The sequence below is a fragment of the Burkholderia sp. GW821-FHT14F03 genome (assembly GCF_058803765.1).
This window is the reverse complement of the sequence record NZ_JBXAPG010000065.1, coordinates 399-15,261: the sequence shown is the minus strand read 5'-3', so window position 1 is coordinate 15,261 and position 14,863 is coordinate 399. Positions and strand designations below refer to the sequence as shown.

General features: G+C 57.9%; 9 protein-coding genes and 2 pseudogenes. 8 read left to right on the top strand and 3 right to left on the bottom strand.

The window, feature by feature from the left end; translation table 11 throughout:
- Nucleotides 1-365 precede the first annotated feature (365 nt).
- Nucleotides 366-1,022 carry a hypothetical protein gene (locus AC1RQF_RS30135; protein WP_273995553.1) on the bottom strand — a complete coding sequence of 219 codons (657 nt, stop codon included), beginning with the start codon at nt 1,020-1,022 and terminating at the stop codon, nt 366-368.
- Nucleotides 1,023-2,266: 1,244 nt separating this feature from the next.
- Between AC1RQF_RS30135 and AC1RQF_RS30130 the strand changes: the two are divergent.
- The 7 genes and pseudogenes from AC1RQF_RS30130 to AC1RQF_RS30100 all read left to right on the top strand — a co-directional run.
- Nucleotides 2,267-3,499, top strand: a pseudogene (locus tag AC1RQF_RS30130) (class I SAM-dependent methyltransferase); the annotation flags it as partial.
- 197 nt (nt 3,500-3,696) lie between these two features.
- Nucleotides 3,697-4,011 (top strand): hypothetical protein, encoded by a 315-nt coding sequence (locus AC1RQF_RS30125; RefSeq protein WP_492873722.1) that lies wholly within the window; start codon nt 3,697-3,699, stop codon nt 4,009-4,011.
- Between the two features lie 125 nt (nt 4,012-4,136).
- The gene (locus AC1RQF_RS30120; protein WP_273995550.1) at nt 4,137-5,039 is read left to right on the top strand and encodes a MurR/RpiR family transcriptional regulator; all 903 of its coding nucleotides are present in this window, start codon (nt 4,137-4,139) and stop codon (nt 5,037-5,039) included.
- A 344-nt stretch (nt 5,040-5,383) separates the two neighbouring features.
- The gene (locus AC1RQF_RS30115; RefSeq protein WP_273995548.1) at nt 5,384-6,160 is read left to right on the top strand and encodes a response regulator transcription factor; all 777 of its coding nucleotides are present in this window, start codon (nt 5,384-5,386) and stop codon (nt 6,158-6,160) included.
- Nucleotides 6,161-6,824: 664 nt separating this feature from the next.
- Nucleotides 6,825-7,925 carry a saccharopine dehydrogenase family protein gene (locus AC1RQF_RS30110; RefSeq protein WP_492873718.1) on the top strand — a complete coding sequence of 367 codons (1,101 nt, stop codon included), beginning with the start codon at nt 6,825-6,827 and terminating at the stop codon, nt 7,923-7,925.
- Complete coding sequence (locus AC1RQF_RS30105; RefSeq protein ID WP_273995544.1) at nt 7,922-8,392, top strand: DUF2269 family protein; 471 nt, start codon at nt 7,922-7,924, stop codon at nt 8,390-8,392. Before AC1RQF_RS30110 ends, AC1RQF_RS30105 begins: the two co-directional genes overlap by 4 nt.
- Nucleotides 8,389-8,922 carry a DoxX-like family protein gene (locus AC1RQF_RS30100; protein ID WP_492873715.1) on the top strand — a complete coding sequence of 178 codons (534 nt, stop codon included), beginning with the start codon at nt 8,389-8,391 and terminating at the stop codon, nt 8,920-8,922. The genes AC1RQF_RS30105 and AC1RQF_RS30100 overlap by 4 nt, the downstream gene beginning before the upstream one ends.
- A 502-nt stretch (nt 8,923-9,424) precedes the next feature.
- On the opposite strand, the gene AC1RQF_RS30095 is transcribed toward AC1RQF_RS30100, so the two are convergent.
- Both AC1RQF_RS30095 and AC1RQF_RS30090 read right to left on the bottom strand, forming a co-directional pair.
- On the bottom strand, nt 9,425-12,856 hold the full coding sequence (locus AC1RQF_RS30095) for a hybrid sensor histidine kinase/response regulator (RefSeq protein ID WP_492873714.1): 3,432 nt from the start codon (nt 12,854-12,856) through the stop codon (nt 9,425-9,427).
- Nucleotides 12,853-13,542 carry a response regulator gene (locus tag AC1RQF_RS30090; RefSeq protein ID WP_273995540.1) on the bottom strand — a complete coding sequence of 230 codons (690 nt, stop codon included), beginning with the start codon at nt 13,540-13,542 and terminating at the stop codon, nt 12,853-12,855. Before AC1RQF_RS30090 ends, AC1RQF_RS30095 begins: the two co-directional genes overlap by 4 nt.
- A 691-nt stretch (nt 13,543-14,233) precedes the next feature.
- Between AC1RQF_RS30090 and AC1RQF_RS30085 the strand changes: the two are divergent.
- A pseudogene (locus tag AC1RQF_RS30085) lies at nt 14,234-14,863 on the top strand (hypothetical protein); the annotation flags it as partial.

The window sequence follows — 14,863 nt, the reverse complement described above, 5'->3', positions numbered from 1 at the left end:
CGTGCCTGGCGCGACGCACGCCCATTCGTCCGGATCCGCAACAGAACCGGCTCGGCCGGCGCGATGCGTTGTACCCGCTTAATCGTGCCGGCCGGTTCAACGAGCGCGACGTGACGCTGCACGACACGCAGGCGTGCGATGCGCCGCGCGGCGGGTAGGTCGCACTGTCGCTCGACGACACGCCGGGATTGAGCGCCGAATGATTCGCGTTCGCGTCATGGCGCGTCGGCAACCCGCAATCGGAATGCGTGCCGCTGTCGCGGTTGTCGACCATGAGCGGCCAGCGTCACCGCTGGAACCGAGCGCCGGATTCGACCCGGGTCCGGCGGCGATTCGGCCGCAGCGCGGGCGAGCTATTTCCCGGGCTAGGCGCCGGTCTTGCTGACGTTCAGCTCGCAATCTTCCCAGTAGCGCAGCGGATCCTGATGCTGCGGGTAGTGCAAGTTGATCCACCCTGACAGCCGGGCCCAGTCCGGATGATTGGTGCCGGTCAATGACGACCAGTTCGAGGCGCGCTCGAGGATCTGTCCGTTGGCGCGATCGCGAACCAGCAGGCTGCCCATCCCGGTCGAACTGTTCGACTGCGTCTCGACCAGGTAGCGCGGCAACAGCCGGAGTTCAGCGTCCTCGGCCCAGCCGTATACCGCGCGCACCACGTTCGACGGGTCGCGTAGTTCAATGGGGCCCGTGGCGGGACGAATGGCCTTCCATCCTTCGGGAAACTCCGCGACGACCTCGCGGCTCGTTTCCCTCACCCACCTGACGCCCCACGCGCGCGCCATCGCCTCGCGCAGCTGGGGCAGGGATGCGTAGCCGGCGGGCAACACGATCGCGATCGGCAGCGTGACGAGGTTGTCCTTCCAGAGCTTGATTTCCTTTTCCGCGGGCCGGGCCGCGTCGAACGGGTTGCCGTCGAACGGATTGGCCGGCCGGCTGCTCGGCCTGCTCGTGTTCTCTCCCGGCAGACCGGCAAAAAGACGCTCGGCGTCCTGGCGGGTAAGTTTGGGTTTCCCTTGTTTCATGAGGCCTTTGTACAAAAATTTTTCCTTACCGCGACATCAAATCCAGGCCGTGCAGGGCAGGGCATGTCGGAATGTAGAGGTTCTCTCAGTGGTGATCGATACGCTGTGACGCGTCGAGCAGGGAGCATCGTGCCCGGCAGGCGCCGCTTGCGGCGCAATGGGCGCGGCCCGCTCGGGGATACATGCAGCGCGGGCTCCCCCGTCGGAATTGCGCCGGCATGCGTCATGGTCAACGACAGCCCATGCGTCGGGAAGCCGACCCGGCCTTGGCGCCGTGGCCTCGGCGGTCAAGCGGCGCTGATTCGCTCCGGGGCTTTGCCGTCCCTCGGGGGCGTGCAACGCATGATATCGCCGATTGTGCCATAGGAGTAGCGACCATCCGGGCCGGGCCTTCCCCAATGCGTCTGGCCGACGCGCGTGCGCGGTGGAGCGCGGTTGTCTCGCCCTGACCCCATGCCCGACATTTTGCGCTCGCCATTCGCCCCGGACGCGGGCAGACGCGATCGCACACGCCGTCTCGGGTTCGCGCAGGCGCTGGCGTCGCGACGGGCTTTCTCCTTCGCAAGGCAAGCGTTGCTTCTTGGGCGGAGCGCGCGGCGGCTTCCGACCTGGGCGGACACATCGCGGCACCTGGACGGAAATCGGTCGGTGATCGAGGTCGACGCGGCGCGCGTGAATTGACGGGGAACAAGGTCGCCGACGTTGCGCTCAACGAAATTGCATCGGCGCGCCGCTCACGTTAATGACCCGCCAGGACGCGTCATTCAATCAGATAACGGGTCAATAGCGGGAATTGGTGTTAATCAAAAAAATGCCGATTTGTTGTTCTATTGGTGAAAATAAAAGTGCATTGATAGAATGTGATTTTGATAATTTGAATGATTCGATGAAAAATTTCATTTTCATCTTGAAGTGCATGAAATTGGTTGAGAAAATGGAATCATAATGTGCTTTGTGCAGAATGCTTGGGGTGCAATTATTGAAAAGGATGGCATCTGGAGGTGATTTATTTTTATGGGATTTGCATTTGGTATGGCGCGTACTGAGCTGGTGAAATGTGATTGTAAGGATCGTGATTTTAATTCCAAATAATGAATTGATGATGCCGGAGTTTCAATTCGAGGATTGTCGATGGATCGTCCGACGCGGCGGTCATCGCGGAATTCGAATGCCGTGAGTGGCCATGCCGCGAATATCGCCGCCGGCGCCGCCGAATCACCCCCGTTTCCCAGTCAACTTCTCGTGAGCACTTCGTGTTGAACGCGGCGTGGGCGCTGATGGGCAGCACGGGCGTCGCGGACGTGGATCAGGCGGCCGCGCGCGCGGCTCAACGAAGCCGGTCGCATCCATCGGCCGATCGCCGCGCCGTACGCGGGGCTCGCCGCATCGTACCTGCGCACCTACGCGCTGCTCGACGAATTGCTGTTCGGAACCCCGATCCGCTCGACGTCGAGCGCGTGATGAACGTCTACGCATCGAGCGGCGCGGGGTCGGGCCCGGCGTCCAAGGAAATCTCGACGAAGATCATGCGCCGCCTGTTCGACGAGACGCCGCTCGATCAACAGCCGGCGGGCCTCTCCGACATGGGCTGCGGCGACGGCAGCGCGCTGCTGCGCCTCGCGCAGTACGTCATACATTCGACGCGGCGCGGCCGGCATCTCGCCGATTATCCGCTCATCGTGGTCGGCGCGGACTACAACGAATCGGCGCGCAGCCGCGCCGCGGATACGCTGTCGGCGCTGGGCAGCGTGCCGGGCGTGCAGGTGCGCGTGATCGACGCCGACATTTCGCAGCCCGATCGCTACGACGAAGCGGTGGTCGCGAGCGGTCTGACCGTGAAGGGGCCGGACGGCGTCTGCCGCGCGGCGCGGTTGAGCGATCTGCTGCATACGTTCATGTTCCTGGTCCACAACCGGCGGCTCGACGTGCGTCGCGGCGATGCTGCCGACGCGATCCTTGAACGCTCCTGCGGCAGGTCGACAGGAAGAATCTGCGCAGCGTCATCGAGCACTACTATCCGGGACAACTGACGGTGTCGGACGAATTCCGCTCGACGAGATCAAGCGCGCGTTCCGCGTCGCGTTCAGCGATGCCGAAGGGCTCGTGCCGGGCTATGTCGCGGCCGCCGATCTGATCGACTTCATCGCGCGCTGGAAGCCGCACGCGAAGCACGGCTTCCTCGTCGTGGACGGGCACAGTCCGTGGGCCTGCTGGACGACGCGATTGCCGACCCGGGCCGCTGGACCCGTTCCGAGCAAGTGCCGGCGGTGTTCATTTGGGGCATGCACTGCGTGTCGCGGCAGTTCATGGCGCCGTTCGACGAGTTCGTGCTCGGGATGTGCCTCGCGGGATTGAGCCCGCGCGACGCGATTTACGGCCGCATCCATCCCGAGGGCTTTCCCGGGACGGACCTGTTGAACGAAGCTCGGTTCTTCAACATCGCGGACTATGTCGCGGTCGAGGCGGCGACGGCCTGAATTCGCCTGCCGGGGGCGGGGCCGGACTTCAGCGCGGGCGCCTTTCGTTTGACGGCCGGGGAGCAAGGGCGTCGGCGGCCGGCGTCCGCGTGACGCGATGCGGGCCGTGCCGGCACAAGCGGTCACGAGCCGGTCGCGCGTCGCGGCCGAATCCGAGGCGCGGGTCGGTCGGCTCGGCGAAGTCGTGTCGTTTCAGATTGCCTCCGGGTGAGGCAGGCGATGCGCAACTGCGCGATCCGGACAAGCGCCGCGCCCGTTCCGAACGCGATGGGATTCTGCAACCGGATCTCAAGCAGGATTTCGCTGAACACGCGTTGAACGAGACGCGGCACTGGACGAACCGCGGCGGCGTCGTTCCCGAGGTCAGGCCGATTGATCACATCACGTCGAGCGATCCGGACGAGGCGCTGAAAATTGCCTTCAAGGCTGCGTTGCGCACAGGCGCGACGCTTGATCGCTGCCAGGCATCCGTGGCGGCAGACGTTGGGAGTGCTTTGGATCGCCACTCCTGAAATTTGGCTGCCCTTAATGTCAGACAAGAACTTTCTCGTTTTTCCCCGGTTGCGTAAACCAATTTACAACATATAATTCCCTGTAAATTGGTTTACATACCTGATGCGAGCGTGCCCCAGTGGATATGGCCCCTGTTCCAGTCGATTCGAACGAGCCGTCTTGTGACGAGTCGGTCGACGCGCGGATTGCCCGCATGATGCCGATGCTCACGCCAGCACATCGGCGCGTCGCGGAATTCGTGAGGACGAATCTTCTCCATGCCGCCACCATGCGGATTGACGAATTTGCAGAGGCTGTTGATGTGTCTGTCGCCACCGCCAACCGTTTTGCGCGCGCACTAGGCTTCGACGGCTATCCGCATTTCAGGGCAAGTCTGGTGCCTGACCTTGAAGCAGTCTTCGCACCCGTCGAGCGCTTGCGCAGTGCTCTTGAATCGCAAACGCCCGTCCGGCAGGCGCTTGGCGAGGCTCTTGCCCGTGAGGCTCAGAATATCGACATGTGCTTGCGCGGACTGGATCATCAGGCGTCCGAGGAAGCCGTGAAGGAAATCGTGGAAGCTGACCGGGTATTTATTCTCGGTTACGGGTCCAGCGGCTATCTCGCGAACCTGATGGAACACGGGCTGAATCCTTATCGGAATAACGTGCAGGCCCTGTCGATGGCGGGCGGGCCGGAACATGCCGCGCGTCACCTCTTCAATGTCACATCGCGGGATCTGGTTATTGCGATCGCTTTTCCCCGATATGTGCGCGACACGATCGCACTGGCTAAACGGGCGCATGAGCAAGGGGCGCGGCTTCTTGCCCTGACCGACAGCCCTGCATCGCCTTTGGCCGGAATTGCTGACGTTTCCTTGTGCATCAACGCCAACCGACAGCTGACCGCGTGCTCGAACGCAACGATCCTGGCCTATATCGAAGCACTTTGCGATGCGGTGGCTCGCAGCTTGCCGAAGGCGGCGGCGTCATCGAAAAAAATGACTGAATTTGCGCTGCCTTGGATATATCTATCTGACCGCAATGAATAGGGGTGGTGGGTTGAAGAGAATGTGGCTTCAATGCCGATAAATGGTTGATTTATTTTCAAGGAGGTGGCTGGCATATAAAATCCGCCGAGGTTGCGGGCATATTGAATCGGATTTTCAGATTTTAATAACAATTAAAAAATTGAAGATGGCATTAAATATGACGAATCTGAATTCGTTGATCGCTTCCTGGATTGTCGGGGCCAGGATCATGCGATCTCGGTGCGCACGCTTGAGTCGATGGCGGGATTAATCGAGTTTCAATTGGTGAGGAATTTTTGCCGAAATACCTGCGAACTCGAAATGGCGGAATATAAACGTGTGGTGACGCGATGAGTATATTATTAGTGGAAGATGATCCGGCTCAAGCTTCAATTGTTGAGAAAGCGTTACGAGAGGCGGGTCGTGAGGTTTGCTGGGTATGCGATGGTGAACGCGCCGTGCAAGCGCTCAAAAGCAAGGCGATTGAGCTCGTGGTGCTTGACTGGCGATTGCCAGTAGTAGACGGTTTGGGCGTGTTGTATTGGATTCGTAGCAATCTCGGCGATGAACCAATCGTATTGTTCCTGACGGCCCGGATATTGGAGATTGACGTCGTCGCAGCGCTGGAGGCGGGGGCGGATGACTATATTGTCAAACCGATTCGTGGCGCTGAACTTGCAGCGCGGATTAATGCGCTGATACGCCGAAATAAGCGCACCCAGAATCGATCCGGTTTGATTCGGGTCGGTGATTACGTTTTAAATTCGATGGCGCGAACTGTGACGTTTCGCGGCGAGATCATCGATTTGACGGCGAAAGAATTCGCTTTGGCAAATTGCTTGTTCGACAACCTTGGGAATATCGTTTCTCGAGATCTGCTGGCAACGCTCGCTTGGGGCAGAGCCCTGGACGGAACATCAAGGAGTCTGGATACCCACATCTATCGACTTCGACTGAAATTAGCACTTCGTCCGGAAAATGGATTCCGGTTGAGTGCCGTGTATACGCACGGTTATCGGCTCGACGAGGTTGGTGAAATCTCAACGGTGGGCAATTCCATGCCCTCGAACGAAAGCCGACTCGACATGATGTCGGGTGAGGCAAGCCCAATACTGGAGCAAAGCATCCGGCCTGCGGCATGAGCGTTCACGAGAAATTGATTCGAATCTTCATGGTAGCCGTAACGAGACGGGCTGCCACCGCGGTCAATGGCGAGCTGACCTGGCGGTACGGGCAGATCGGCCGGCGCCTGCAGAACGCGTGCTGCGAGGGGATCGGGCGAGCAGATCGTTGCCGCGCCGGCGCAGCGGCTCACGGCCGAATATGGGCGCGGCTGGAGCAAGCAGCATGCGACACTGTCTGCGCGTGGCTGAGGTTGTTCCCGATGAGCCGATTTTCTCCGCACTGCGGAGAGAATTAAGCCGGACTCATCTCAAGACGCTCATTTATCTCGATGCCCCGCTGAAGCGGGACTTCCATATCGCGCTCTGTCGCGTCGAACGCTGGCGTCGCGATAACTCCACGCGCGAATGCAGCCCATGCTGTTTGAGCGCAGCGCGTTGTCGCGCCAGCCCAACGCGGTCATTGGAGGCGAACTCATCGCATTCTCAAAGGCCAGTTTTACGCCTCCGCTCTCGGGCTCAGGGGTACCACCGCACCCGTCGTCTGGAATGCTATCCTTGCCAACCGCTGGGATATCCGTATTTATAAGAAACGTCTCGATCAGGACAGCTATTTGCGCCAAAGCCCCAACGGCCAGGTTGTCGTCCCGTGAGCGCGCCGGGAAGCAAACTACAGCACAAGAACATGCATACCATTCTCGTTATCGGCGGTTATGGCTTTTTTGGCGAACGCATCTGTGAGGCCCTCGCGCAGACCGAGGGTATCCGCCTGCTGATCGGCGGACGCAATGCTGCCCGAGCCAGGGCGGTCGCTGAACAGCTCGGTTTGAAGTCCTCTCAGGGCTTGGCCATCGACGCACGCAAGGCGGATCTCGCGGAGCAATTTCTCGCACTCGGCGTCAACTCCGTGATTCACACGGCCGGTCCTTTTCAGAACCAAGACTACACGGTGGCGCGTTCGGCGATTGCTGCCGGTGCAAACTACATCGATTTGGCGGACGGCCGCGATTTTGTCGTCGGCATCGAACAACTGGACACGGCGGCTCGCGAACGCGGCGTATTCGTGACAAGCGGTGCGAGCTCGCTGCCAGCACTTTCGTCAGCCGTGGTCGATCGCTATCTGAGCCGGTTCTCCCGTCTTGATTCCATTCGTCACGGCATCGGTTCCGGTGCAAGATCTCCAGGGCTTGCCACGATGAAAGGCGTCTTTGGGTATTGCGGAAAGCCGATTCACCGGTTGGTGGAGGGGCGCTGGCAAACCACTCGCGGCTGGCTCGATTTGCAGCGCTATCCTTTTCCCGCTCCTGTTGGCAAGCGCTTGCTCGGCAGTTGCGATGTCCCCGATCTGGTCGTGTTCCCGCGTCGTTATCCGGATGTGCGCACTGTTACGTTTCATGCCGGCTTCGCCAGTGCACCGGGGCACCTTGTGGTGTGGATGGCTTCGCAGCTGGTGCGCCTGGGCCTGATTTCCAGCATCCTGCCGCTCGCGGCGCCTTTACATGCGATAAGCCGCTGGCTGGAGCCGTTCGTCAGCGACAAAGGCGCAATGTTCGTCTCGCTGGAAGGAGCGGGTCATGACGGTAGGCCGCAAAAACTCGACTGGCATCTCGTCGCTGCGAACAACCACGGCCCGTATATTCCGTGCGGGGCCGCCATCGCTCTCGCGCAGAAGCTGGCGCGAGGAGACATCTTGCCCAGCGGCGCGATGCAGTGCGTTGGCCTGCTGACTGTTGAAGACTATCTCGCCGCGCTGAGGGAATTCGACATTCACGAAGTGCCCGCATGAACACCTATCTCATCCTCAAATGCGTCCATATCCTCAGTTCGACTGTGCTGTTCGGCACGGGAATCGGCATCGCATTCTTCAAGTGGATAACGGACCGCAGCGGAGACGTCAGGGCGATCCGCATTGTGACCGAACGCACGGTGCTAGCCGACTGGATCTTCACGACCCCTGCCGTCATCCTTCAGCCGCTCACCGGCTTGGGGCTCGCTTGGCCTGCCGGCTATGCGATCGGTAGCGGCTGGATTTTCTATGCAATCTGCCTGTACCTGCTCGCAGGGTGCTGCTGGCTTCCGGTGGTGTGGCTGCAGATGAGAATGCGCGATATCGCGCGGATCGCCGATGCCGAATGCACCACGCTCCCTCGACAGTACTGGCAATACGCGCGCGCCTGGTTCTGGCTTGGCGTTCCGGCATTCAGTGCGCTCGTCATCGTGTATTGGTTGATGGTGTTCAAGCCCGCGCTATGAATTCGCCTCGTCATACATCGAGCAGGTCGACACGGGGAGAAACGGTTGACGAACCGATCAAGAATCCTGAGCATCATCGAAACCCGAGCGATTCCGGGAAAAATCTTGTTCGGCTGTATTGGGCCATGCGGATGACAATGGCCTTCATATGGATATGGACCGCATTCACTTCATGGTTCATCTTTCCGCACGCGCAATCGCTGGAATGGCTGCGACAGGTTGGGCTTACGCACAACGCCGTTCCCGCATTTGTAGCCGCGTGTTTTCTCGATCTGGCCATGGGTGTGGTGTCGTGCTTCTTTCCATCTCGAAGAATCTGGCAATTGCAGTTCGTTGTGGTTGTCTTCTATTCGATCGCTATTGCTGTGTGTATTCCGACGTTCATTTTTCATCCGTTCGGCCCAGTGACGAAGAATATGACGGTGCTGTGCTGTCTCGCCTATCTCGTCATGATGGAGGGTTCCTTGAACTTGACGTCGGTAAAGCGAGGTCGGGCCGCGCAGGCCGAGCGTCATGGCGACTTTCATTGAGATAATTTTGATGCTCACTATTTTGTTAGCCATGGTAGCCGTTGAAAAGCCTGGGAAGTGATTGCACAACGTTTCTTTCCTGTCTACGAGACGGAGGGAAGTTGCTGATCAACCGTATCCAGCAGGAATATGTTGTCGTGCAAATCACACGCTTCTGCACTTCGCGCAGGGCTGCGGTGTACTTCGCCGCCTCCACGACAGTCATTGCGCTGAATTGAAGACCACGCTCGGGTCGGCGAACGCAGCTTCCTCTGGACCAGTGTTGCCGCAGGCTGGCAAGCGCTCGTGGAGAAACTCTATCGGCTCCTTGACCGGTGCGAGTAACGCGTTCCGCATTCGAGCCGTCAGATCAGGCAGGCACGTCACAAACGCATGAACGTGGTCATGTATCTATTGGCTAATCGCGATTTTCCGATTGATGACCGCACACGACCGCATACTGGCCGGGGAATCTCGACCGGATTCGTCGAATCCTCTATCAACCGGATCATTGCTGGGCAGTCTAGATCGCATACTCGATGGTCCAGGCGTGCGGCATACCTTTTTCTCCAGTACGCAGCCCATCGAGCCACTCGTCGACACATCTGTCAAGCGCTTCAAACTGACCCTCGAGTTTTTTGTCATAGCCGCCCGCACAAGCCTTTTCTAGTGCCCGAGCGCGTGCGCCGAGACCCTCTTCGCCAACCATGAGTAGCGCGCCGGCAATCTTGTGTGTGACTCGAGCGAGCAACTCCGCGTCATGATTGGCAGTCGCGGCGCGCCCGAGTGCAAGATCCGCGCTGACCAATTCGATTACGATCTCTTCCAGTTTCGGGTCGCGGGAATAGTCGAGCCGTGGATGAGGGTCGCTCAGCAAGCGGACAATACCGGACATGTTTTCTTCCAGCACGCGCCCGATGTCCGCAAGTGTCACTGGCTTGACTAGTATCGCCGCAAATCCGGTGTGATCGTCGTCTGCGACGTTGCGCCATTCGATGTTTGCAGTGACCAGTACGACCGGCGTTGCTATGTTGGCCTCGCGAAGTATCCGCACAAACGTGTCGCCGTTCACGCGGCTCATCCTGAGATCGGTGAAAATCAGGTCGTATTTGTGTGACAACGTCCGATCGAATGCATCGTCACCATCTGCTGATTCGTCGACGCATGCAACGCCGAGTTGCCTGAGTTGCTGCGCAATCAACTGGCGGCTGATTTCGTCGTCGTCGACGACTAGTATCCGGCGGCTCATTCTGAGCGCATTCGGCGGAGGGCTCGTGGTCCAGAAATGAGCGGCGGTGGCGGTACCCTCATCTTCGACATTCCCCCCCGCTGCAAGGAGTACCGCATCGATACATGCGACTTTCGAATATGAAGACACGAACCACGCGCAACCACGACGCACGGGGCGTAGAGGTCCATCGTCCGCAACCACGACGATGCCGCGCGCGGAACGAGCTATCTTCGCAAGTCGCTGTCGTGCAGGTGCTTGCATGCCTACTACCAATATAACCACATGGTCAGTGGACGCTTCGGAAACTTCCTGCGAAGAGCAGCGCGACAGCTGAGCACCTTCTCCAAGAAGCCAGCGCGGCAGATCATTCGGCCAGTCGGCACGCTCGACGCAAACCAAGCATGTCGTTCCACGCAGTCGCGCGTTGTCGTGACGTGAGGACTCGTTGCCTCCCGCATACGGCACTCGAAACGAAAAGCGACTGCCTTCGCCGAGCGTACTGTGGACATGAATGCTTCCACCCATTAAGTCGCAGAAGCTTTTACAGAGCGCAAGCCCCAGCCCCGAACCGTAGACGCCGATTGTGTGCAAATCCGCCCCGGCATGTGTCAACTGCGTGAAAGGCTCAAAAAGCCGTTGCATTTGCTCCGGGGGGATGCCGGTGCCCGAGTCGGCAACAATGATCTCGACGTCATGTTTGGAGGTTGCGCCCTCGCATAGACGCGCGGTCACAACGATTGCACCCCGATGAGTGAACTTTCCTGCGTTGTGGAGCAGATTCATGAGCACCTGCCGCAGTATTGTGGCGTCTCCGCATATCGAATCCAGCCCGGCGCCAATTCGGTAGTCGATGCGTACGCCTGGGCGCCTGATAAGAGGTAACAATGCCTGGATGCATTGTTCGACGAGTTCTCCGAGATTGAGCATTGACGTTGTGACCCGCCATTGATTCGCTTCAAGCTTTGACTGATCGAGCACGTTGTCGACGCGTGCAAGGAGCGAACCGAACGAACGCTGGATCACATCCACAAGTTCACGCTGGTCGGCGCTGAGCCTTCGATTGCCTAGCAATTCGAGATTCCCGAGCGCGCCGTGGAGAGGCGTGCGAATTTGATGGCTCATTGCTGCAAGGAAAGCACTCTTCGCACGGCTTGCTTCATCCGCCGCTTGCTTCGCCGCGAGCAGATACTGTTCGGAGCGAACACGTGCAGTTTGATCGTGCGTCGTGCAGAGCACGACGTCACGTCCCATGTATCTTGTGCCAAGACCCATGACTTCGAGGTGGATCGATTCGCCCCCCGCCGTGATCTCGTGTTCTATCCGTAACGGGGTCACCTCGACCGAATCGTTGTTGGGTAGGCGTGAATGGAGAAGCAGGAATAGCTTTGCGTGCTCGCAGGCGTAGGCACGGGCAGCACCATTCATCATTACAACGGCGCCGAACTTCCGGTCGTGAACAGATACGCCGAACGGCAGCAGATCGACCATCGCGCGGGTGAATTGTTCGTTCTCGCGACCCTCGCGGATTTGTATTGCAATCGGCATCAGAACCCGGCTGTCGAACCAGAAGGTCATCATCCACAGTAAGGTGAGAATTGCGACAAGTCCGCTGATTACGACAAGCGCGTCCAGCAATTGCCCCTTGACGGAAAGCGCTGGGTCGATTGTGTACACCCAAATCCACTTCCGGTCGATAGCCTCTTTCAACAGATAAAATGTCGAACCGATTCGTATCCAGCCTCCGTTGGACGTATGGGCATGGTCCCCACGGTTGCGTGCGATAGCCAGTGCATGCGCCTCGCATTGGCGAGTTTCCTCGGGTGGGTAGGCGAGCACGTCGGTACCGTTGACAAGGCAATAATGATGTAGCCGCTTATGTTTAAGCACACGACTGTATATCGTCGATCGAGGAATGCTCAATGCGTAGATGGCGATCACCTTGCCCTGGTGTACAACCGGCAAAACGTAGCTCAGTGCTTGCTGCTGTAGTGCGCGATCGTAGTGCAGCGGCAGCCACCATCCTTTCTGATGATTATGGCGTTTCGGCGGGTTGGCGCGCAGCGATTCGAATATGGGATGGATCCGATCAGCAATGTACGCATCAATGTCCTTCGGATTGCTTCGGATCACTTTGCCTAGTTCTGCAAGGTAATTTCCGTCGGCACCGAAGATATAGCTGACGTAGTTTGGATGACTCAGCGGGTCTGGGGCGTCCATGACCCAGAACCAGAAGTTACGCAGGAGACGCGACGAGCAGGGTAGGTGGTCGTGCTTGCCCCTACCTCGACGCGAGGGCGAATGATAGACGACTAGAGGACAGTCGCGCTCGGCGATGTCAAACTGCCGTAGATAGTCGGAATGCCTTTTGCGGTCGCTAGGTCCAAACCTGCGTAGATTGCTTCCCAATTCCACGTTCAAAAGTGTTTCATACAAGCCGATCGAGTAGTCGGCCTGTGATGCGATGTGTGCGAGCGACACATTGACCGCGTTGATCTGATCATCGAGCAGTTCGGCCTGGCTCGATAGGTAGCTGTCGAAATTGCGCAGGACAAGTAACGCCGTGGTAGAAAAAAGCGCGACTGTCAGGAGAGAAGAGCCAGCGAATAGGATAGCTCGTGCATAACCGTCCGCAGCAAACTGGAAGCCGCTGCGCGTGGTGCGAAGCCATCTTTTTTTCAGGATCTTCGACAGTAAATTAAGTACTTTTGCGACTTTCGTGATCATGCAGCGTCGTCCTCGGACAGGCTGCGGAAGGTGATCACAAGATCAATGTCGTTGCGTACCCCGAGCTTCTTCATGGCCGATGCTTTTTGTGTGCTTATGGTCTTCACACTGCGACATGTCTGACGGGCGATCTCGCTGATTGTCAGGCCCTGTGAGATCAGCCGAACAGCTTCGTACTCTCGATTGGTGAGGGTCTTTTCTCCCTGCGTATCCCGATTCGAGATTGATTTGATGTGCTCGGACATCAGCATCTGCGCGACTTTCGGGTCGATGTACAGATCACCCTGATGAACCGTGCGAATTGCGGAGACGAGTGACATGAGGGCGGAGCTGGCCTTCGAGATGAAGCCGCCGACGCCGATTGCAAGAAGTCGACGCACCAGCAGTGGATCGTCGTGAACGGTCAGCATCATGATGCGCAGGCCGGGATAGGTGCGCTTTAGACGAGCGATCAGTCGCATGCCGTCTTGTGCAATGTCGTCATTGAAAGAGTAGTCGCATACGAGGACGTCACACACATGAGCCTCAAGTACTGCATGCAACTCGCCAAGATTGCCTACGGCCGCGATGAGGGCGATGTTCGCATCTGCCTCCAGTGCCTTGCGGATTCCCATAAGGACAACGGGATGATCGTCCGCGACGATTACCCGAATGCGTTGAGACGAATGCGGTGTCGTTGTATCCATGGATATTGCCTAGCTCAGGTATCAGCGTCACTGATGAGGGATCGTGGCGCTCTTGCGTGTAGTTTGTTTATATTGGTTTCCTGAAAACAATCAGATGCTGCACATGTTTTGTGATCAGGCATTGATAGCTTTTTGGAAGGAGCGCGATGGAGGTCTAGGTCGAATTTTCTCTGGCGGTGGCTTAGAGGCTATCAGTCTTATTTGGTAATGCGTACTGTATTTGAACTTTCTGTTGTAAAAATTTCGGCATGCAAATCGATACAATATCAATACATAACTTAACAATAAGAATTTTCCGACATAGATTTTAGGAATATTCCTATTAATAAATTCAGGATTCTAACCATTACCACAATCCTGCTTCGTCGCGACAATTCTTCTTCCGCCCCGGCGTCTATTGCCGGTCGAAATACTTGTGATTGGCACCAACCAATTTCGCGCAGCACTCAAGCTCATGCCTCGGCCTTCCCCGAGATGATGGCCATGTTTGACCGCGCGGGTCTGAGAAGGGGTGGAAGTTAACTTGCGAGGAGATATCGCCGTGTCTGCAGCCAGCACTAGATCCCATGGGAGAGGCTGACCGCACTGTCGGGGAGTCGTTTCAATTCGATATCGCGTCGATCTGGTCGACCCGAAACTCATTCGATCGACGGGTTCTTAAGCGATCAATAGTCCTAAAGAGGAAGCAAGAATGAAGTTGCATCGTATCGCGCTGGCCGTGGCGCTGGTATCGGCGAGTGGTATTGCTTTTGCGAATGGTCACCCGGGCCTGATGTCAGACGCATCTCAAGCTAGCGCTCCACAGGGAACGGACAACGCGCTGACCTTATCTGTCGAAGAGCAGAAGAAGGAGATCGTCGGGCTCAAGGGCTCAATCGAAAATGTGAAAAATATGGTCACGAGTGGGCTAGGAGCGATTACCTGCTTGGTCGGTGTTGGGTGCCCAACCGAATCGTCAGGTATCGTCCGATTTTCTCTGGGTAAAAATTCGACAGCACCAGGTGAAGGTTCTTCGGCCATCGGCCAGAATGCGCAGGCTACCGAGAAGAACACGACTGCTGTGGGTAACAACGCGATAGCGTCCGGTGTGAATTCGACGGCGAACGGTCAGAATGCACTGGCCAAGGGCGAGGGTTCTTCTGCGATCGGTCAGAATGCGCAGGCCACGGAGAAGAACACGACTGCTGTGGGTAACAACGCGATAGCGTCCGGCGTGAATTCGACGGCGAACGGTCAGAATGCGCTGGCCAAGGGCGAGGGTTCTTCTGCGATCGGTCAGAATGCGCAGGCCACGGAGAAGAACACGACTGCTGTGGGTAAC